Consider the following 19912-nt stretch of genomic DNA (forward strand, 5'->3'; position numbering starts at 1 on the left):
GGCTGGAGCACTATCTACGTTACAGGCTCGAGGCCTTGGAGCGAGCTCGGCTTCCTGACCTTCCCCCGATGATCAGTCGGGGACTATTGCCCACAATGAGGCAGCAGTCGAGATACAAGGAGCGAGCGTGCTCGAAAACGAGGCGGTGCATACGCCAGGCAAGCGCCTGGCGTATGCATTTCTGCCGTTGGGTGAGCAAGGCGACGCGTCCCTTCAGCCTACGGGGCAACGTGCCGTCGTAGGTGTGCAAATGCCGAACGAGATCACGTCTCGCCGACCTGCACCACCAGCTTTCCGAAATTCTTGCCTTCGAGGAGACCGATAAATGCCTCGGGCGCATTTTCCAGCCCCTGGACGATCTGCTCGCGGTATTTGATCTTGCCTTCCGCATACCAGGCGCTCATATCGCGGGCGAATTCGTCGTAGCGGTGGCCGTAGTCGTTGAAGATGATGAAGCCCTGCATGCGCATGCGCTTCTTCAGAAGGGTGTCGAGCAGCAATGGCAAGCGATCCGGCCCATCCGGCAGGTCGGTGCTGTTGTACTGCGCGACCACTCCGCAGACCGGCACCCGTGCGCTGGTATTGAGCAGCGGCAGCACGGCATCGAATACCTTGCCGCCGACGTTCTCGAAATAGACGTCAATACCGTCCGGGCAATGTTGGGCCAGTTGTTGTGGGAAGTCGCTGGCCCGGTGATCGATACAGGCATCGAAGCCAAGCGTTTCGACCGCATGCCGACATTTTTCAGCGCCGCCAGCGATACCGACCACGCGGCAGCCTTTCAGCTTGCCGATCTGCCCGACCGTTGCCCCAACGGGCCCGGTGGCTGCTGCGACCACCAGGGTTTCCCCAGCCTTGGGCTGGCCGATATCGAGCAGGCCCATGTAAGCGGTGAAGCCCGGCATGCCCAGTACACCAAGGGCGTGAGAAGGATGCGCCATATCAGGGGCGAGCTTGATCAGCCCTTGTCCATCGGACAACGCATAGTCCTGCCAGCCATTGCCACTGAGTACCCAGTCACCTTCCTGGTAGTCGGGATGACGTGACTCGGCGACCCGGCAAACCGTGCCGCCAACCATCACATCGCCTACTTCCATAGGGGGCGCATAGGAAGGCCCGGCACTCATGCGGCCGCGCATATAGGGATCGAGCGAGAGATAGACCGTACGCAGCAACAGCTGCCCGTTGTCAGGGCTCGGTACCGTGCCGGATTCCATACGGAAATTGTCCGACGTGGGGGCACCGTGCGGGCGCGAAGCGAGGCGAATGCTGCGGTTGTGTTGCGATTGTTGAGTCATTGAAGTTCTCCCGTTGATCGATCAGCAGATCAAAATGGGAGCCTGTTGCGCGCTGGACGTTCAATCGTTAGCCGAGCCGAGCCGAGCCGAGCCGCCCGCTCTCTCGCGAGAGGTGGGATGGGGGTTTGGTGCAGCCGCCCCGAGAGAGAGCGGCTACACCACGATGGAGGCTCGAACAACGATGTCAGAGGTCGAGCCAGCCTTCGTTGTCAGAATCATCGCGGAACCGGTTGTACTCATCTTCGTTCCAGTCGCCGCTCTTGTCGCGGTCGTAGGTGTTGTAGACGCCTTGACCGTACTCGTCATTGGTCAGGACTCCATCTCTGTCCGAGTCCCAGCGTGAAAACATGCCATCGTTGTCGAAGCGGGAGCCCCATTCGTTGTAGTCCACAGAGCCTGATTTGTTGGCATCCCAGGTGTTGTAGTCCATCTCCGCGGCGTAGGTCATGGCCGAGCCGCCCGCAAGGGCCGCCGCTACAACGAGACCGCCGATCGTTTTGTGCCAGTTGGTGTTCATGCTGCTTCTCCTCTGCAAATTTCTGGGTAGTCATCACCAGAGGATGGCGCTGACATTAATTTCGTAACCAGTGAGCAGACAGAGTTCTGGAAAAGCGCCGGTTACCGACACACGGCTGTGCCGGGGTGAGGGGGGGCGTTCAGCGCTGTTGCTGCACGCCGCGGCAGAAAGAGAAGGGGTGGTAATGCCAGGACGCTCAGCGGACAACTAGCTAAACGATCATGTGATTGCAGCGCGGGACGCTTCTCGGGTTGGGCCGGGTGGTTGGACCACCCGGCGCGGTGCCGCGGTATTGGCGAGATCGGTAGGCCGCAGCGAACAGCGTGTCCAGACCTAGGACGCTATTCGATTTCTCCCGGTGTGGCGGAGTAGTGCGCCGGGTCCTCTGTCACGGTTTCCTGCTCGGTGCGATGCATGTTGCGGTTAGGCACGCTGTCATTCTCCGGCAGACCCTTAACGACACGGCCATCCTCGGTCACGATCTGTCCCTGCTCATTGCGGTGAGTTTCGAGCTTCTCCATCGGCGCGGGCGTGCCCATTGGGCTCGGACGTGAACCGGTATCGTCCTTCGGCGTGCCGGCTGGCCACTGCGCCAGGGCTGGCTGGGCGGCGCTTGCCAGTAATGCGGTCAACGCCAGTGACATCAAATGGGATCTGTTCATAGCGGTCTCCTGATCTGCATCTTCGGAAGGTTGGCGGTGGTGGCGCCCATTCCGGCAGGCGGTCTGTGCTAGTGCGCGCTCAACGCACCTAGGCGCCCTCGGGCTGGCACACCAGCAACGCGATGGGGCCACCACTGGAATATTTGCCGGGCACCCTCGCCACGGCCTGTTCGTTTGGACTGATCGACATTGCCGGCGACGCCGTCATCACGGTTTCTTCGGGCAGAGCGTGGAACTGGCACGACGCGACTTCCCGGCTGTGGTTGGTCACCTTGATCGCTGGAACACCGCGCAAATCAACGTCATCCGAGGATGCCTGCGGCACTCCAAGCTCCTCGACTTCGAGGTTCATGCCGTTCAAACGGGTAACGACTAGAGGCTCCTGAGCGAGCGCAGGCAGAGCAAACGCCAAGCTGATCAGCGCTGATAGAGGTCTCTTCATTCTGCTTCTCCGTTTTAGTGACTTATTCATCTGAACCGGGTAGGCGCGGCGAGTTCGGGCCGCCAATCGACCTGTCGGACAGATCGTCAAATCAGTTCGTCATGGGCCGCTTCCATTGACCCGCCGATGATCTGGCTGAGCAACCGCGTGCTGTGCCCAGCGCCAGCAATGCCGGTGCATAGACGCGTCTTCCACAGCCTTCAACGTGCGCCGTATGGGTTGTCGTACAGCCGGCCATATCTTGTTGCAATTCACTGAACCCCGTTCGTCTTCCTGGGTCAGAGCTGAGCGTCGTGGCTCAAGGCTGCTACGCACCGCAGCTCACCCCTGCCAAGTTGTTACCCCCTACTCAAGTTGCTGAGCGCACCAATGGATAAGATTTACGCTGTCGTACTGTCTTATAAACGCAAGGATTTGCTTAAGCGTTGTCTGGATGGGATCGGTGCCCAGAGCCGCCCCTGCGACGCCATCATCGTGGTCGACAATGCCAGCAACGATGGGACCGAGGAGATGTTGCTCGCGTCGGACATCGCCAATCTCAAGGTCTATGTACTGTCCCGGAACACCGGTGCATCAGGAGGTTTCAGTGCCGGGTTTCGCATCGCGTATCAGCAAGGAGCTGACTTCGTCTGGATGATGGACGATGACGTGATTCCAGAGCCGGATGCGTTGGAACAATTGCTCGAGGCGGATCAGCGACTCTCGGAGCGCAAACAGGCGCGTGCTTTCCTGTTGTCGATGGCCTTTACCGAGGCGGGTCTGCTGACCAACGTGCCGCGGATCGATGAGCGTACCAACGCCATCGATTACGAAAACTGGCCCGCGCTGCTGGATATCGGAGTGGTGCCGGTGCGACCGGCCACCTACGTATCGATCCTGGTGCCGCGAGAAACACTGGCTCAGCATGGGGTGCCTTTGGCCCCCATGTTCATGTGGGGGGACGACACCGAGTTTACTCTGCGTATCAGCCAGAACACGCCGGGTTACCTTGTGGTCGCCAGCAAGGTACTGCACCTGCGACGCGTCAGTGGCGCGATCGACATCCTGCGCGAGCCTGACCCGAGCCGGATTGCGCTGCACCGGCACCTGGTTCGAAACGAGATCTTTGTCGCACGCCAATATTTCCGCAAACGACGCGTTTTGGGACTGTTCACCTCGCGGCTGAGCCTGGTTGCGGCAATGCTGCTGCGAGGACAGTTCGCCAAGGCACGCATCATTCTTTCCGGGCTGGTGGAAAGTGTCAGCTTCTCGCCTTCCCCTGAATCGGCCGATGCGCCGGTTGAGGCGCTGGGGGTGACCGTGCGTGAGCTGCTCCCAAAGCGGACAGACGTGCCAACTGAGGCAACTGAGCTAGCTGAGCAACGGCCGCCGGATGCCGCTGTCGCAGCTGTTCCCTGCACCGATAAGCCCGCTCATGACAGGCAGTCCAATCTGCGGATTCTGGTCTGCGGCGCTGAAGGGCAGGTGGGTTACTGCCTCATCAATCAGGCTGCGAGCTTTGGATTGGAAGCCATCGGCTTGTCTCGCCAAGCGTTGGACATTACCAACGCGGAGCAGGTGCGTGAGGCCATTGAGCGCCATGAGCCGGCGTTGATCATCAATGCCGCTGCATACACCAACCTGGACCATGCCGAGGCAGAGGTGGCGCAGGCGCAAGCGGTCAATCGCGACGGTGTAGCTAACCTGGCCGCCGCTGCCCGGCAGTTCAATATTCCCTTGTTCCACCTGTCGAGCGAATACGTCTTCTCCGGCGAAGCTGACAAACCCTACCGTGAAACCGACCAGCCGACACCCAACAGCGTCTACGGCTCCACGCGTCGTGCGGGCGAGATGGCGATCAGTCAGACGTTGGACCGCTTCCTCATTCTGCGAACCAGCTGGATTTATGGGGAGCGCGGAAACAATTTCGTGAAGACGATGCTCAACCTGAGCAACAAGACCGAGGAAGTGTCGGTCGTCAGTGATCAGGTCGGTTGCCCGACCCGTGCCCGTAGCGTTGCACGCGTCCTGATTGAATTGGCGCTGCGTTATTGCCGCGACGGTGATCTGGAATGGGGGCTGTATCACTACAGCGGTGCTTCACCGTGCAGCTGGGCCGAATTCGCCACTCAGATCTTCCAGGAAGCGGAATCGGCCGGGTTGATCGACACCGCGCCGCGTGTGCTGCCGGTACCTAGCTCGAGCCTCCCACGCGCAGCGATGCGACCTGCATGGTCGGTGCTCGACTGTGCGCTCATCGAGGAGACCTTCGGCATTCGACCCAAGCACTGGCGAGAGGAATTGCGGCATGTGATTCGTCGAATCAGCGATATGCCGGTCGTGCCGTTCGGGCCTTCGCCAAGCCGGGTTCCGTACAAAGCTTATCCGTTCTGCATCAAGGAACGACCTGCACAGCTGTCCTCGTCCAGACGCTCGGCCACCGGCGACTAGACTCGCATCACAAAAGAAAACTTTTTCTAAATATTACGGTCCGAGGGGCAGGACTTTTTCGAAGGGATGTCGCCATGACAGACGCAGCGATTAAAAGAGTAGGTGTTTCGGGTACAGGGATGATCTCGCACTGTTTCGTTCGTCTGATCATGCAGCACTACAGCGATCTGCGAATAAGCCGGGTTTTGACCCGCAGAAACGTCGGAACATTGAGCAGCTTCCCGTTGGCCGAGGTGCTGACGAACTCCATTGACGATCTGATTGCGAACTCGGATGTGATCGTTGAGTGTACGGGCGATGTGTTTTTCGGTACCGAAGTGATCGAGCGTGCCTTCGAGGCCGGGGTACCAGTCGTCACTATCAATGCCGAGCTTCAGGTCACCACTGGGTCCTACCTCTCGGGCAAGGGGTTCCTGACCGAAGCCGAAGGGGATCAGCCAGGCTCGCTCGCCGCACTGCGCGAAGAGGCCCTGCAGATGGGCTTTCTGCCGCTCGTGTACGGCAACATGAAAGGTTACCTGAACCACAATCCCAGCCCTGAGGACATGGCTTACTGGTCCAAGCGGCAGGGCATCAGCATTGAGCAGACCACGTCCTTCACCGACGGCACCAAGGTGCAGATCGAGCAGGTCGTGGTCGGCAACGGGTTTGGCGCGACCATCACCCGACGCGGCCTGGAAGGGCTCGCATCCACCGATCTCAATGTCAGTGGCAACGTACTTGGCCTGATTGCCGAGGGCGTCGGCCAGCCGATCGTCGATTATGTTCTGCCCAACGGTTACTCGGCCGGCGGCGTGTTCCTGGTATGCAGACACGATGAGATGCAGGCGCCAGCAATCGAATACTTCAAGCTGGGTCCCGGTCCTTACTACGTGCTGACACGACCGTTCCACCTGTGCTCGCTGGAAGTTGGCAAAACCGTTCGCCGGGTATTGGCTGGCGGCGGCGTGCTGCTGAACAATTCTGTCTCGCCCACCCTGGGTGTTGCGGCCATAGCCAAACGTCCAATGAAGCCGGGAGAGATGATCGTCCGAGGCATCGGCGGATTCGACGTTCGCGGCGAAGCGGTGAAGCTTGCCGACGAGCTTGACCACGTACCTATTGGTCTGTTGCGCAATACGGTTCTCAAACGACCGGTTGAGCCAGGGCAGTTGATCACCTTCGACGACATCGAGGTTCAGCCGAGTCGAGTGCTGGATATCATTTTCCAGCAGCAGCAGAAAATGCTGCAGCAGGTTAAAACAAAGGCTGAGCCAGCGATGTTGTGTCAGGCCCTGCCGTGAGAGCCCGGGACGAGGCAGAGGTGTGGGCTGACGGGTACGGCTTCATGGAGTTTCAGCGGACCGGGACCGGCCTCGTCCCATATCACCACGAATCTCGCGCTACAAATCTGCCTTTGCCAACCGCAGCGTCTGCGCCGTTGGCCGACGATAGGTCGGCCGGCGACGAAGATGGTTTCACCCTGCTGGCTTGATCGGCTGGCTTACACGGCTGAGTCTGGGCCCGGGCTGACCTCAGCGGTCGTATTGAGGGTGTTCCAAAGGTTGCACGCCAAGCGCACCACGGCACCCCCAAAGCCGATGGCCTCTGTTCGAGCATCCTGCTCGTTGTCGAATACCGTGAGCACGCTGCCATAGGAGTAAACAACTCCCCAGTGATTCATGCTTTCGTTATCTGCCTTGATGCAATCCATGGACGTCTCCTGATGTCACAGGGGTGTGACAAAAATACGTCGCATAGATAGCACGGCGTCATAACGCCGACAATTGCCATTCGGCGGAGGTGCAACTAACCGCCAGACGGCAGATTGATACCGATTTTTCAGCCAGTCACAAACTCAACGCCAATATGCGCTGGCGCCGGACTGCAGCAGCGAAAAGCTCAATGGCTGTATCGGGTGGCCGTTCGGCAATCGCACTCTTTCACGGAGCGCCACGGCGCTCGCCCGGATGCGTTTCGTGGCCCATCGGAGTGGTGTCCGGAAGGGTCACACCTGGCTCGGCGAAATCGGGGCTGTGCACTTCCGAGTCCAATGGCATGTGACTGTAGCGCTGCTTGTCAGGAGAGACCTGATGTGGCGGCTGCTCGGTTGCGGTCAGAATACGTTTTGCCTCGCATCGGCCGCTGATACCGCGAGCCAGAGCCATGCCGCCCATTGCGAGCTGCAGCAGGCCGGTCAAACCGCCGCGCCGCAAACCTCGGCCCAGCATCACCAGGCCGCCTGCCACCGAGGCACTGCGTTCCCAGCCATGCACGTTTTGCGGGGCGTTCTTGTCGAATAGATTCATAGTCATTCCTTTAATAGTGATCAGCCGTTGAGCGTGGTGCCCGTCGAGGGCGGAAACGGGTCCAGTGGCGGCAACGCTGCCCAAAAGGGGCTGCTCCAGCCTGACTAGCCTGTGTGATGCCGCTATGGCTCGTTTCGTTGGTCTTAGGTTCGGCAGCAACATAGGGGAAATCGTTCGGGACGGGAGATGAGTGGCGCGACACAAGGCTTGACAGTTGGGCATGGGTCCCGCAGATTTCGCTAAACGTAATCGAATTACGCAAAAAAATAATAGAGCGCTGCGCAGATGCGGCGCACCTTGTATGCAGCCATGGCAACGAATATGGATTCATCAGTTTTCTTCCGCTTCATCGAGTCCGCTCGTCCCCACACCGCTCAGGCGTCCACCCGCTCGGCGAGCCTGATCGCTTCGGTTGGCCGATTGGCGGTTGGCGATACGCGTCGGCCTACCCAGCCAAAGCGCAGCGCGCAGGGCAGGGTGGCAGTTAGGCTTGAAGCCTGGATGAGCCGTTGAAATGAAGATCTTGGGCTTTCGATTGACGCTGGGCGACCATCTGGGTCGCAGTGTCCGTGGGATTTCCTGTGCGCCACCGGGTTGACTCCACATAACGTCAACCTCCAAACGTACCGTTATTCCAAGGAGCCAATCATGGCCGACCTGTTTGAAAACCCAATGGGCCTCATGGGCTTCGAGTTCATCGAATTTGCCTCGCCCACCCCGAACGTCATCGAGCCCGTGTTGGAAAGCATGGGCTTTACCCATGTCGCCAATCATCGTTCGAAGGATGTGGCGCTTTACCGTCAGGGCGAAATCAACGCCATCGTCAATCGCGAGGCAACGGGTCTTCCGGCCTATTTTGCAGCTGAGCACGGACCGTCCGTGTGCGGCATGGCATTCCGCGTAAAGGACGCACAGAAGGCCTATTCACGTGCCCTCGAACTGGGTGCGCAGGCCATCGAGCTGCCGACTGGCCCGATGGAACTGCGTCTGCCGGCGATCAAGGGCATCGGCGGCGCGCCGCTGTATCTGATCGACCGCTTCGGTGAGGGCAGCTCGATTTACGACATCGATTTCGTGTTCCTCGAAGGTGTCGAGCGTCATCCAGTCGGAGCGGGCCTGAAGCTCATCGATCACCTGACCCACAACGTGTACCGCGGGCGCATGGCCTATTGGGCGGACTTCTACGAGAAGTTGTTCAACTTCCGTGAAATCCGCTACTTCGACATCAAGGGCGAGTACACCGGCCTGACGTCGAAGGCCATGACTGCGCCGGACGGCATGATCCGCATCCCCCTCAACGAGGAGTCGTCGAAGGGCGCCGGACAAATCGAGGAATTCCTCATGCAGTTCAACGGCGAGGGCATTCAGCACGTCGCCTTCCTGACCGACAACCTGATCGAGACCTGGGACAAGCTGAAGGCCGGCGGCACAGTCTTCATGACGGCACCGCCGGAAACCTATTACCAGATGCTTGAAGAGCGGCTGCCCAACCACGGTGAGCCCGTGGAAGAGCTCAAGTCACGGGGCATCCTGCTCGATGGCGCAGAGGAGAACGGCGAGCAGCGTCTGCTGCTGCAGATCTTCTCAGGCACGGTGCTGGGCCCGGTATTCTTCGAGTTCATCCAGCGCAAGGGTGACAGTGGCTTCGGCGAAGGCAACTTCAAGGCGCTGTTCGAATCCATCGAGCGTGACCAGATCCAACGCGGAGTGCTGAGCACCACCGAGTAACTGCCGAAACGGCAACCGGCTCCGGTTGCCGAACCGATCGGTCGGTTTGCTTGATGGCCGTTCGAGAGCACTCTAAGGGCACCAGCTGATGTTGGTGCCGATTTGGTCGAGTTGACTCCTCTCAGTATCGAAACGGCTCTGCAACGCGGACCTGTCATAGCGGCGAAGCCAGCTGAGACCCGGCGCGTGTCGCCCTCGAGCATGCACAGGCTTCGGGCACAGCTTGTGCGCTATCACCAGCGTGCGCCGCGACCGATTGTCTTATTGATCGCTTATGCGCTGCCGCTTAGGCTTAAGCCCATGACCGTTAACATGCGCTCCTTCCTTATCCTGCTACTGGCACTTACGCTTCCGATCAATGGGATGGCGCAACTGCTCATGCCGGCGGGATCGTCAGTGCATCACGCGATGGCTGATATAGAGCACATGGATGGAATGGTCGGCATGGAAGGTGCCGAGGATGATTGCCACACTGGGCGCGATCAAGAAGCAACCCTGTGTAAGACCGGACAGGAATGCAAAACCGCCAGCCTCCTTCAGATTGTTGCTGTGAAGGCGAATGTGATCCCGGCAGCCAAGCCCGTGTCCGCACCCTATAACGACCTGATGCCTTCCCGTCTTCTGGATGCCGTCTGGCACCCACCCCGCGTCTGATTCCGATCAAATTCTAGAAATCCGTCCGAATGTGAGCATTCGGGCCGACTGCCGCGTGCCCTTTGGCCCGCATGGAAGATCAGGAATACATTTCGATGAAATCCCTCATTTGCTGGGCGCCCCAACACGTGGCGGCCGTGATCATGGGCGCATTCTCGTTCCCCGGGTCTGTGCCAGCTCTGACGCTGGAAGAGGCCCTAAGTCTGGCCGAGCAACAGGCGCCTTCGTTGGTCGCGCAAGCCGCCAGCCTACAAGCTGCTCGCAGTGCCGCGATTCCGGCAGGCGAGCTTCCCGACCCAAAGCTCAAACTTGGGCTGCAAAACGTACCTGTCGAAGGCGACACACGCTGGCGGCTGGGCGAAGAGGCCATGACCATGCAAATGGTTGGGGTCATGCAGGATATACCGAATCGAGCGAAGCGGCAGGCCCGTGTCGAGGCTGCGCAGGCCGGCGTTGCGCTCGCAGGCGTCCAGCAAACTATGGAGCGTCTCAGCGTTCGGCAAGCGACCGCCGAGGCATGGATCGCTCGCTTCGCAGTCGAGCAAAAACTGAGTCTGTTCAAGCAGCTCTACGGCGAGAACAAGCTTTTTTCCAAAGCCGTTCAGGCGCGCATAGCAGGGGGCCGCGGCCAAATCGCGGACGGTGTGCTACCCAAACAGGAAGCTGCCTTGCTCGCAGAGCAGGAGGATGAACTGCTGCGCAACCAGGCCGTTGCCCGGGCCGATCTGCGCCGGTGGGTAGGCGCTTCGGCAGGCCAGCCGCTGACCGGTGACTGGCCGCGGTGGCATGCCGACGTCGAGCATTACCAGAACAACCTCAACAGCCACCCGACACTGCTCGCATTCGATCCGATGACGCGCGAGGCAGAGGCCAGGATCCGCCAGGCTGTTGCCGAGAAAACCCCGGACTGGAGCTGGGGCGTCGATTACCTGCGTCGTGGTCGGGAATACGGCGACATGGTCAATCTCAGCGTTAGCTTCGACCTGCCCGTGTTCGCCGGCTCGCGGCAGGACCCAAAAATCGCCGCCGAGCGGGCTCGGCTTGCGCAGGTCGAGGCTCAGCGGCAAGACACGCTGCGCATGCATGACCAGCAACTGACCACCGATCTGGCTGATTACCAGCGATTGACGCGGGTACTGGATCGCCTCGAGCAGACCCTGCAGCCGCTCGCTGAACAAAAGGTCCAGCTTGCCATGGCCGACTACCGCTCGGGGAAAGGCGAACTGACCGCCGTGATTGATGCGCGGCGCCAGCTTGTCGAGACCCGTCTGCGCCGCATCGACACGTCTCGAGACCTCGCGCTGAGCAACGCCCGCCTGCATTTCGCCTTTGGAGATACCCGACCATGAGCTTCCAGACAAAGCAGCTGGCCCTCGTCCTCAGCCTGGTGATCGGCGCGACTGCAATCACCTTGTCCGCCTTAGCCTCCGCGCAAGCCCCTGCTGACGAGGGCAAGGTGGTGCTCTACTGGTACGACCCGATGGTTCCCCAGCAGAAGTTCGATAAACCAGGCAAATCGCCTTTCATGGACATGGATTTGGTCCCGCGCTATGCCGATGAAGGCAGCAACGGGGCCTCGATAAACATCGACCCGAGCGTAACGCAGAATTTAGGCATCCGTCTGACGACCGCCGTGCGTGAGCCAATCAGCCAATCGCTTGAAGCCACAGGCGCGTTGACCTTTGACGAGCGCGACGTGGCGGTGGTGCAGGCGCGCGCCGGGGGCTTCGTCGAGCGCGTCTACGACCGTGCGCCGGAGGATGTCATTGAGAAAGGGGCGCCGCTGGCCGATCTGCTTATCCCGGAGTGGGCAGCGGCCCAGGAAGAGTATCTGGCGCTCAAAGACCTCGGCGAACCCCAGCTGCTGGCGGCGGCTCAGCAGCGGTTACGCCTTGCCGGCATGCCGGTAGATGTCATTGCTCAGCTGCAACGGAGCGGTAAGTCTCGTCCGGTCTGGACCGTCACCAGCCCGATCGGCGGCGTGTTAAGCAGCCTCGACGTTCGCGAAGGTATGACAGTACCTGCCGGCGCGCCCCTGGCGCGCGTGAATGGGCTGAGCAAGGTGTGGCTAGAGGTGGCAGTGCCCGAGGCGCAGGTCAGTCATCTAGCCCAGGGGCAGACGGTCACAGCGCGCCTGCCAGCCTTTGCCGGCGAAGATGTAAGCGGGCGGATCCAGGCCGTGTTGCCACAAGCCAACCTGGACAGCCGCACCGTGCGAGTTCGTGTCGAGCTGCCTAACCCGCAACAGCGACTCCGTCCCGGCATGACCGCTCAGGTGACCTTGAACCGCGACGCCGAGCAGGTCCTGGTCATTCCTTCCGAGGCGGTCATCCGCACCGGTCGACGCGCATTGGTCATGTTGGCGGAGGGCGAAGGCCGTTACCGTCCCGTTGAGGTGCGTATCGGCCGGGAGTTCGATGACAGAACCGAGGTGCTTGAAGGGCTGGAAGCCGGTCAGACGGTTGTCGCGTCCGGCCAATTCCTGCTCGACTCGGAGGCCAGTCTACGGGGCGTAACCGCTCAGAGCCTGGAGCAATCTGACGCTGATCCCGAACCTGTGTTGCACGAGTCCGAAGGCACTGTTGTCGGTCTCAAGGACCGCATGGTTGGCTTGGCGCATGGGCCATTCAAGACATTGAACATGCCGGGAATGACGATGGCTTTTCCGGTCGCCGATCCATCATTGCTGTCCGGCCTGCAGTCGGGCAACCGTGTCCGTGTCGGCGTGCGTGAAAGTGACGAAGGCCTGGTAATCGAGCGCATCGTGAAGCTCGGGGGCCAGCCATGATCGCAGCCTTAATCCGCTGGTCAGTCGCCAATCGATTTCTGATTCTCTTGGCCACATTGTTTGCGGTGGCCTGGGGCGTGTGGTCGGTCAAGAACACCGCTGTTGATGCGTTGCCTGACCTTTCCGACGTTCAGGTCATCATCCGCACCCCCTATCCGGGGCAAGCCCCTCAGATCGTCGAAAACCAGGTCACCTACCCACTGACGACGACGATGCTGTCGGTGCCGGGTGCGAAGACGGTTCGTGGTTACTCGTTCTTCGGGGACAGCTACGTGTACGTCCTGTTCGAAGACGGTACGGACCTCTATTGGGCCCGTTCGCGAGTGCTGGAATACCTGAGTCAGGTGCAAAGCCGGCTGCCTGCCGCCGCCAAGCCCGCCCTCGGCCCCGACGCCACGGGCGTTGGCTGGATCTACCAGTATGTGCTGGTGGATCGTACGGGCACGCATGATCTCTCGCAGCTGCGGTCACTGCAGGACTGGTTCCTGCGCTATGAGCTCAAGACACTGCCCAACGTGGCGGAAGTCGCCCCCATTGGCGGGATGGTCAAGCAGTACCAGGTAGTACTCGACCCGGTACGCATGGCCAGTCGAGGCGTGACACAGCAGCAGATCGCTCGGGCGATCGATGAGGCGAACCGTGAAACCGGCGGCAGTGTTCTGGAACTGGCGGAAACCGAATTCATGGTCCGTGCCACCGGCTATCTGCAGACGCTGGGGGATTTTCGAGCCATTCCTCTGCGTCTCGATGGCAGCGTGCCCGTGACCCTTGGCGAGGTTGCGCACGTCCAGCTCGGACCGGAGATGCGCCGTGGCATTGCCGAACTCGACGGTGAGGGTGAGGTCGTGGGCGGGGTCATCATTCTTCGCAGCGGCAAAAACGCTCGGGAAACCATCACTGCAGTCCAGACCAAGCTCGACGAGCTAAAGGCCAGCTTGCCGAAGGGTGTTGAAATCGTCACGACCTACGACCGCAGCAAACTGATCGACAGTGCCGTTGAAAACCTCACTAATAAGCTGATCGAGGAATTCATCGTCGTCGCGCTGGTTTGCGCAGTCTTCCTCTGGCATTTGCGCTCGTCGCTGGTGGCAATCGTTTCCTTGCCAATTGGCATCCTGATCGCCTTTGTGATCATGCAGCGGCAGGGCATCAACGCCAACATCATGTCCCTGGGGGGCATCGCCATTGCTATCGGGGCGATGGTCGATGCGGCAATCGTGATGATCGAAAATGCGCACAAGCACATCGAGGTCTGGCACAAGCGGAACCCGTCGTCAGATCTGAAAGGTCAGGAGCACTGGAAGGTCATCACCGAGGCGGCCGTTGAGGTGGGGCCGGCCTTGTTCTTCAGTCTGCTGATCATCACCCTGTCATTCATTCCAGTGTTCACGCTGGAGGCGCAGGAAGGCCGACTGTTCGGTCCGCTGGCATTCACCAAAACCTATGCAATGGCGGCGGCTGCTGGCCTATCTGTCACGCTGGTCCCGGTACTGATGGGGTACTGGATACGGGGCAGAATCCCTGATGAACACCGTAACCCACTTAACCGCGGGCTGATCTGGGCCTATAAGCCGGCCTTGGATGCGGTGCTGCGTTGGCCCAAAACGACATTGCTGATCGCTGTCCTGATCTTTCTGACCGGCCTGTGGCCTGCCACGCAACTGGGCGGTGAATTCCTGCCGCCGTTGGACGAAGGTGACCTGCTCTATATGCCCACTGCGCTTCCAGGCCTTTCAGCGCAGAAGGCTTCCCAGCTGTTGCAGCAGACGGACCGGCTCATCAAAACAGTTCCGGAGGTCGCTCGTGTATTCGGCAAGGCTGGGCGAGCCGACACTGCTACCGATCCCGCGCCGCTGGAAATGTTCGAGACGACCATCCAGTTCAAGCCAAAGGATCAGTGGCGCGCAGGAATGACGCCGGAAAAACTGGTGGAGGAGCTGGACCGCACGGTGCAGGTGCCCGGCCTGGCCAACCTGTGGATCCCGCCGATCCGTAACCGCATCGACATGCTGGCGACAGGTATCAAGAGCCCTATCGGCGTGAAGGTGTACGGTACTGAACTGGCGCAGATCGACGAGGCTACCCTGGCCATCGAGCAAATCGCCAAGACAGTGCCCGGAGTCAGCTCGGCGCTGGCCGAGCGACTGACCGGAGGGCGCTATATCGATGTGGATATCGACCGCGTCGCGGCGGCGCGCTACGGCTTGAATATCGCGGACGTGCAGTCGATCGTGGCCGGTGCCATCGGAGGCCAGACCATCGGTGAGACTGTCGAAGGGCTTGCGCGGTATCCAATCAACCTTCGCTACGGTCGAGAGTGGCGCGACTCGCTGACGGATCTGCGCGACCTGCCTATTTACACGCCGCAGGGTAGTCAGATCACCTTGGGAACGGTGGCCAAGGTCCAGGTGGCCGACGGCCCACCGATGCTCAAAAGCGAAAACGCCAGGCTGTCGGGCTGGGTTTATGTCGACGTACGCGGCCGCGACATGGCTGCTGTCGTGAGCGATCTGAGGCAAAAGGTCAGCGAGGGTGTTCAGCTCGAGTCAGGCATGAGCATCAGCTATTCGGGTCAGTTCGAGTTCATGGAACGAGCCAACGCCAAGCTGAAACTGGTAGTGCCGGCCACCTTGCTGATCATCTTCGTTCTGCTCTACCTGACGTTTTCCCGCTTTGGTGAGGCGATGTTGATCATGGCCACGTTGCCGTTCGCCCTGACCGGCGGAGTCTGGTTCTTGTATCTGCTGGGCTACAACCTTTCCGTCGCCACCGGTATCGGCTTCATTGCGCTTGCCGGGGTTTCCGCGGAGTTCGGCGTCATCATGCTGCTGTATCTGACGAATGCCTGGCGCGACCGTCTGAGCGCCGGCGCGCGAGGTGAGGGCGCCCTGCTCGAGGCGATTCGCGAAGGTGCTGTGCAGCGCGTGCGCCCAAAGGCCATGACCGTCGCCGTTATCATCGCCGGTCTATTGCCCATCCTGTTGGGTAGCGGAACCGGTAGCGAAATCATGAGCCGCATCGCCGCGCCCATGGTTGGCGGAATGATTACCGCACCTTTGCTTTCCCTGTTCGTCCTGCCCGCAGCCTACTTGCTGATGCGCCGCCGCCAGTCTCATGCCACCCCGCACCCATCATCTAACGTCGCTGGAGAACAGCCATGAACATCAAGCTCATTACCTTTGCGGCACTGCTGCTGATGCCAACGGCCTATGCCGCCGACCAGCAATCCACGAACGGCATGCCGATGAATCACAAGGGTATGGATGCGTTAGCGAGCCAGGAGATGGCCAGAAATACCGTGACGGCCAGCGGTACGGTCAAAAAGGTGATTCCGGAAAAGGGGCTGGTCACCATTGCTCATGGCCCGGTCGAAGCGCTCGGCTGGCCTTCTATGACGATGAGCTTCAGAGCAACCCCTGATCAGCTCCAGACGCTGGAAAAAGGCGATCAAGTGGCGTTCGACTTTTTCTCCGAAGGCATGGACTCCGTCATCACGCGGATGGAAAAACAGTAGGGTGGGTGGCAACCGCCGGCATCGTGGTGGCGATTCGCTAACGGTTTGCTGAGAATCGGCTTGCGGCGGAGCGGCAGCACACCTCGGTGCCGACGGAACGGTGTGCCACTGCCAGGCCGCCTCATCTGATGCCTCTGATGCCTCTGATGGCCAGGCGCGACGCCAGTTCATGGACGGCGTGTCTGGGGCGTCCCGTTGCGTAGCGACGGTTATGTCGGGTCGCCAGCGCTGGCCTCACAATCCCTTTCGTAGCGCTGGGTGTGCGGGAACAGCGGCAACCAATCCTCGCGACGAACCGTCCAGCACTCGTAGGTGGGCGCCAGTTGGTTGGGAGTATCAAGAGAGCCCAGATGCACTTCGATTTCGTTCGCAGTGCGCGCGAAAACGGACGAGCCGCAGCGGGGGCAGAAGAATCGACCGGCATAGCTTTGCGCTTCGCCACTGATCCTCACCGCATCCTGCGGAAACACCGCGGCGGCATAGAAGAGAGCGCCGTGATGCTTGCGACAGTCGAGACAATGACACAGGCCAACCCGGCTCGGGAGACCCGTCGCCACGAGGCGCAGGTTGCCGCAAAGACAACCACCAGTGAATCGCTCCATGCTGTGCTACCTCAGGCAGGCGGGCAAATTGGATCTGTATGAACAGTCATAGCCGAAATGTCGAGAAGCGACCGAGCGGCCGATCAATTGTCGACCGCGACTACGCATCAGTTCCTCTGCGACGCCCGCAGGCGACCGAACACTGAAACTCGCACTAGATCGATCACGACAAACGTCAGCCGCTTGTTAACGCTTCACGGCCGAGTGCTCGCTGTATCGGTCATCCGACCGAGGTGCGAAGAAACTGGGCGATTGCCTCGATCACCGTTTCAGGTTGCTCACGATGGGGAACGTGCTGACACCCGTCGAGCGGTAGCTTCTGAACGTTGCCGCTTCCCAGCGCGGCGACACGATGAAGATGATCCAGCGAACCGTATTCGTCTTCCCGGCCATGAATCGCTAGCAGTGGGCAGGCGAAGCTGGGAGCGCTTTCTTCTATCGTCCAGGTGGCGTAGCTGTTTGACAGCCAGGTGTTGATCCAGGCCCAGAGGATCCACTCAGCCTTATCCCCGTGGTATTTGCGTAGCCGTTCCAGCTGGCCCGGTTCGGCGAATGCTGCCTGGGTGTCACGAATGCCCTGCAGGGTTCGGTCTTCGACGAACGCGAGGGCGGCGATGGTGATCAGCGCGCGACAGTTGTTCGGGTGATGGGCGGCAAGGCTGGCGGCCATGATGCCGCCAACGCTGTGGCCGAGTGCAATGAAGTGCTCGATGTCGAGGGCGTGCCGCACCGGCGGGAAGAATTGCTCGGCTTCGTCACGTATGAAGCTGTTGGACCAGTCACCAGGATGCGCCGCGGAGCGACCGTAGCCAAGCCGGTCATAGGCAATGACGTCGTGACCGGTAGCCTCCGCCAGGCGCTGGGGAAGGTCGCGCCACAGTTCTACGCAACCAAGGGAATCGTGCATCAGGACGATGGGCGAATTGCGTGAATCACGGACGCGCCAGCGACGGGTGAACACGTCGCCGCGTGCCGTGGATAGGACGCGGTCTTCCGTCGAAACGATCATGAGAATCCTTGTAACGCCGGTTCTGGTTGGCATCGATCTGCGCGCCGGGCGTCAGCGTCATGCATGGCGGCCTCAGGCAGGCCGGCTCGTCGCTGAGTAAACCGCGTGCCGTTGCGAGCTTTAAGGCCCAGGCGGCGCCGGAAGTACTGATCAGCGGCCGCTTGTCGCGGCCATGCCCTGACGTGCGCGTCGGCGCTGGCTTCAGTTCGCCGCGGCCGCTGCCGCTGGCTGCTGTGCCGCCACTTCTCGGTCGCGCAGCAGGAACCGCTGGATTTTCCCGCTCGGGGTTTTCGGCAGTTCGCTGACGAATTCGATTTCGCGCGGGTAGGCATGGGCGGACAGACGCTGACGCACGTGCTGTTGCAACTCATCGGCCAGCGCATGGCCGGCCTGATGGCTTGCATGCAGCACGACAAAGGCTTTCACCAGTTCGGTTCGCTCCGGATCGGGCTTGCCGATTACCGCCGCTTCGATAACTGCAGGGTGTTCCACCAGGGCGCTCTCCACGTCAAAGGGGCCGACTCGGTAGCCCGAGGTGGTGATGACGTCATCGGCGCGGCCGACGAAACTGATGCTGCCGTCGGCGTTGAGTTCGACGGTGTCGCCGCTCAGGTAGTAGTGCCCAACGAAGGCCTTGGTGCGGCCGCCCGCATAACCATTGAACCAGAGCAACGGTGACTGATTGCGGTCCAGTGCGAGCATGCCGGGTTTGCCAGGCTCCAGCTCGCGTTGTTGATCGTCGATGACCACGACGCGGTGCCCGGGCATCGCGTAGCCCGCCGTGCCGATGCGCACGGTATGGCTCAGCGCATGGTGGTTGCACAGAACCATACCCAGTTCGGTCTGCCCGTAATGATCATGGATCGTGCAGCCAAGGCCGCTGCTGAACCAGCGGATGACCTCGGGAGTGAGTGGTTCGCCCGCGCTGCTCACGGCGCGCAGTTGCCCCTTGATCTTGCCTTCGACCTCATGCCGCGCGGCCAGCAGCAGGCGGAACGCGGTAGGTGAGCCGGCCATGTTGGTGATCTTGTATTCATTGACGACGCGGCAGGTGCTGTCGACAGTGAATCCGCCCTCATAAAACAACGTCGAATGGCCCATCGCGAGCGGTCCGGTAACGGCGTAGTACAGACCGTACGCCCAGCCCGGATCGGCAATGTTCCAGAAATTGTCTTCGGGCCGGAGATCGACCGCATCACGCATATAGGTGACGAACGCCACGATGGCCTTGAGCGGCACATGCAGCTGTTTTGCTGGCCCGGTAGTACCCGAGGTGAACATGGCAAGAAACGGCGCCTCGCCGTCCAGCAGCACCGGCTCGAATTCGCTCGGTTGTTGATTGACCTGTGACCAGAAGTCGCCAGCTCCGTCGCCGACCACCAGACGACGCGGCGCGTCTTCGATGGCGTCAAGCTTCTCGCTGTTGGCAGCATCGGTGACGACCATCTTCGCCCCGGATTCCTTGATCCGATGCTCGACCGCTTTGGGGCCGAAGGCGGTGAACAATGGTTGATAGATGGCTCCCGCGCGCCAGGTGCCGAGGATGGTGATCAATAACTCGGGCGTGCGCGGCAGCAGACCGGCAACAGTATCGCCCGGCTTGATGCCATAACTGTCCAGCAGGTTGGCGAAGCGCGCCGAAGCTTCCTTGAGCTGGGCGAAGGTCCATGTAGCGCGTTGACCCTCGCGACCTTCCCAGATGAGGGCGACCTTGTCTGAATCGGCGTGGCGGTCACAGCACTCGACACAGGCATTCATCGAGGTGAGATCGCCGCTGAGAATGGCCGAGACCGTTTGCTCGTAGTCGAATTCACTGGCCGCAGTGGCATGGTCGCGCATGGCTGGCTCCTGGATCTTGTTGTTATTGGGTTGTCCGGATATTGGCGCTGCAAGGAGTCCGCAACAATGGCAAAAGCCACCAAGGTGGCTGAGCGGTTTGGACAAATGCCAAGAGCCAGTAGGGGCGATGTTAAACGCCAC

General features: G+C 60.5%; 17 protein-coding genes. 8 read left to right on the plus strand and 9 right to left on the minus strand.

Annotated features, from left to right (window positions below; genetic code table 11):
* Positions 1-263: 263 nt before the first annotated feature.
* The 4 genes from CXK96_RS20300 to CXK96_RS20315 form a co-directional block, all read right to left on the minus strand.
* Entirely contained in the window at positions 264-1298 is a 1035-nt protein-coding gene (locus CXK96_RS20300; protein ID WP_102838205.1) for an NADP-dependent oxidoreductase, read from the minus strand.
* Between the two features lie 184 nt (positions 1299-1482).
* The gene (locus tag CXK96_RS20305) at positions 1483-1815 is read right to left on the minus strand and encodes a hypothetical protein (RefSeq protein WP_102838206.1); all 333 of its coding nucleotides are present in this window, start codon (positions 1813-1815) and stop codon (positions 1483-1485) included.
* Between the two features lie 341 nt (positions 1816-2156).
* Positions 2157-2477 carry a hypothetical protein gene (locus tag CXK96_RS20310; protein ID WP_178114578.1) on the minus strand — a complete coding sequence of 107 codons (321 nt, stop codon included), beginning with the start codon at positions 2475-2477 and terminating at the stop codon, positions 2157-2159.
* Positions 2478-2565: 88 nt separating this feature from the next.
* Positions 2566-2919, minus strand: a complete 354-nt coding sequence (locus CXK96_RS20315; RefSeq protein ID WP_102838207.1) for a hypothetical protein — start codon at positions 2917-2919, stop codon at positions 2566-2568.
* Positions 2920-3288: 369 nt separating this feature from the next.
* Between CXK96_RS20315 and rfbD the strand changes: the two genes are divergently transcribed.
* Positions 3289-5349 carry a dTDP-4-dehydrorhamnose reductase gene (gene rfbD / locus CXK96_RS20320; protein WP_102838208.1) on the plus strand — a complete coding sequence of 687 codons (2061 nt, stop codon included), beginning with the start codon at positions 3289-3291 and terminating at the stop codon, positions 5347-5349.
* Between the two features lie 119 nt (positions 5350-5468).
* The gene (locus tag CXK96_RS20325) at positions 5469-6632 is read left to right on the plus strand and encodes an NAD(P)-dependent oxidoreductase (protein ID WP_102838209.1); all 1164 of its coding nucleotides are present in this window, start codon (positions 5469-5471) and stop codon (positions 6630-6632) included.
* 200 nt (positions 6633-6832) lie between these two features.
* Here CXK96_RS20325 and CXK96_RS20330 read toward each other — a convergent pair whose 3' ends face one another.
* The gene (locus tag CXK96_RS20330) at positions 6833-7042 is read right to left on the minus strand and encodes a hypothetical protein (RefSeq protein WP_102838210.1); all 210 of its coding nucleotides are present in this window, start codon (positions 7040-7042) and stop codon (positions 6833-6835) included.
* Positions 7043-7271: 229 nt separating this feature from the next.
* On the minus strand, positions 7272-7643 hold the full coding sequence (locus CXK96_RS20335; RefSeq protein WP_102838233.1) for a YgaP-like transmembrane domain: 372 nt from the start codon (positions 7641-7643) through the stop codon (positions 7272-7274).
* Between the two features lie 642 nt (positions 7644-8285).
* On the opposite strand from CXK96_RS20335, the gene hppD reads away from it, so the two are divergent.
* The 6 genes from hppD (at position 8286) to CXK96_RS20365 (ending at position 16321) form a co-directional block, all read left to right on the plus strand.
* A complete protein-coding gene (hppD, locus tag CXK96_RS20340; protein ID WP_102838211.1) occupies positions 8286-9365 on the plus strand; it encodes a 4-hydroxyphenylpyruvate dioxygenase in 1080 nt (359 codons plus the stop codon).
* A 300-nt stretch (positions 9366-9665) separates the two neighbouring features.
* A complete protein-coding gene (locus tag CXK96_RS20345) occupies positions 9666-10019 on the plus strand; it encodes a hypothetical protein (protein WP_102838234.1) in 354 nt (117 codons plus the stop codon).
* 95 nt (positions 10020-10114) lie between these two features.
* Positions 10115-11368 (plus strand): TolC family protein, encoded by a 1254-nt coding sequence (locus tag CXK96_RS20350; RefSeq protein WP_102838212.1) that lies wholly within the window; start codon positions 10115-10117, stop codon positions 11366-11368.
* Positions 11365-12807, plus strand: a complete 1443-nt coding sequence (locus CXK96_RS20355) for an efflux RND transporter periplasmic adaptor subunit (protein ID WP_102838213.1) — start codon at positions 11365-11367, stop codon at positions 12805-12807. Before CXK96_RS20350 ends, CXK96_RS20355 begins: the two co-directional genes overlap by 4 nt.
* A complete protein-coding gene (locus CXK96_RS20360) occupies positions 12804-15968 on the plus strand; it encodes an efflux RND transporter permease subunit (protein WP_102838214.1) in 3165 nt (1054 codons plus the stop codon). The genes CXK96_RS20355 and CXK96_RS20360 overlap by 4 nt, the downstream gene beginning before the upstream one ends.
* Positions 15965-16321, plus strand: coding sequence for a copper-binding protein (locus CXK96_RS20365; RefSeq protein ID WP_102838215.1), 357 nt, complete (start codon positions 15965-15967; stop codon positions 16319-16321). Before CXK96_RS20360 ends, CXK96_RS20365 begins: the two co-directional genes overlap by 4 nt.
* Positions 16322-16530: 209 nt before the next feature.
* Here the strand turns inward: CXK96_RS20365 and CXK96_RS20370 are convergent, their stop codons facing one another.
* The 3 genes from CXK96_RS20370 to CXK96_RS20380 form a co-directional block, all read right to left on the minus strand.
* Positions 16531-16923 (minus strand): GFA family protein, encoded by a 393-nt coding sequence (locus CXK96_RS20370; protein ID WP_102838216.1) that lies wholly within the window; start codon positions 16921-16923, stop codon positions 16531-16533.
* A 220-nt stretch (positions 16924-17143) separates the two neighbouring features.
* Positions 17144-17932 carry an alpha/beta fold hydrolase gene (locus CXK96_RS20375; RefSeq protein WP_219807547.1) on the minus strand — a complete coding sequence of 263 codons (789 nt, stop codon included), beginning with the start codon at positions 17930-17932 and terminating at the stop codon, positions 17144-17146.
* Between the two features lie 201 nt (positions 17933-18133).
* Complete coding sequence (locus tag CXK96_RS20380; RefSeq protein WP_102838218.1) at positions 18134-19771, minus strand: acyl-CoA synthetase; 1638 nt, start codon at positions 19769-19771, stop codon at positions 18134-18136.
* Positions 19772-19912: the final 141 nt, after the last annotated feature.

It is taken from the genome of Stutzerimonas stutzeri, from assembly GCF_002890895.1.
GTDB lineage: Bacteria > Pseudomonadota > Gammaproteobacteria > Pseudomonadales > Pseudomonadaceae > Stutzerimonas > Stutzerimonas stutzeri_AB.

Coding starts and splice junctions, on each gene's coding strand:
- CXK96_RS20350 (WP_102838212.1), top strand. CDS start 10,115: ATGAAATCCCTCATTTGCTGGGCGCCCCAACACGTGGCGGCCGTGATC.
- CXK96_RS20335 (WP_102838233.1), bottom strand. CDS start 7,643: ATGACTATGAATCTATTCGACAAGAACGCCCCGCAAAACGTGCATGGC.
- CXK96_RS20300 (WP_102838205.1), bottom strand. CDS start 1,298: ATGACTCAACAATCGCAACACAACCGCAGCATTCGCCTCGCTTCGCGC.
- CXK96_RS20370 (WP_102838216.1), bottom strand. CDS start 16,923: ATGGAGCGATTCACTGGTGGTTGTCTTTGCGGCAACCTGCGCCTCGTG.
- CXK96_RS20365 (WP_102838215.1), top strand. CDS start 15,965: ATGAACATCAAGCTCATTACCTTTGCGGCACTGCTGCTGATGCCAACG.
- CXK96_RS20315 (WP_102838207.1), bottom strand. CDS start 2,919: ATGAAGAGACCTCTATCAGCGCTGATCAGCTTGGCGTTTGCTCTGCCT.
- CXK96_RS20330 (WP_102838210.1), bottom strand. CDS start 7,042: ATGGATTGCATCAAGGCAGATAACGAAAGCATGAATCACTGGGGAGTT.
- CXK96_RS20325 (WP_102838209.1), top strand. CDS start 5,469: ATGATCTCGCACTGTTTCGTTCGTCTGATCATGCAGCACTACAGCGAT.
- hppD (WP_102838211.1), top strand. CDS start 8,286: ATGGCCGACCTGTTTGAAAACCCAATGGGCCTCATGGGCTTCGAGTTC.
- rfbD (WP_102838208.1), top strand. CDS start 3,289: ATGGATAAGATTTACGCTGTCGTACTGTCTTATAAACGCAAGGATTTG.
- CXK96_RS20375 (WP_219807547.1), bottom strand. CDS start 17,932: ATGATCGTTTCGACGGAAGACCGCGTCCTATCCACGGCACGCGGCGAC.
- CXK96_RS20310 (WP_178114578.1), bottom strand. CDS start 2,477: ATGAACAGATCCCATTTGATGTCACTGGCGTTGACCGCATTACTGGCA.
- CXK96_RS20380 (WP_102838218.1), bottom strand. CDS start 19,771: ATGCGCGACCATGCCACTGCGGCCAGTGAATTCGACTACGAGCAAACG.
- CXK96_RS20360 (WP_102838214.1), top strand. CDS start 12,804: ATGATCGCAGCCTTAATCCGCTGGTCAGTCGCCAATCGATTTCTGATT.
- CXK96_RS20355 (WP_102838213.1), top strand. CDS start 11,365: ATGAGCTTCCAGACAAAGCAGCTGGCCCTCGTCCTCAGCCTGGTGATC.
- CXK96_RS20305 (WP_102838206.1), bottom strand. CDS start 1,815: ATGAACACCAACTGGCACAAAACGATCGGCGGTCTCGTTGTAGCGGCG.
- CXK96_RS20345 (WP_102838234.1), top strand. CDS start 9,666: ATGACCGTTAACATGCGCTCCTTCCTTATCCTGCTACTGGCACTTACG.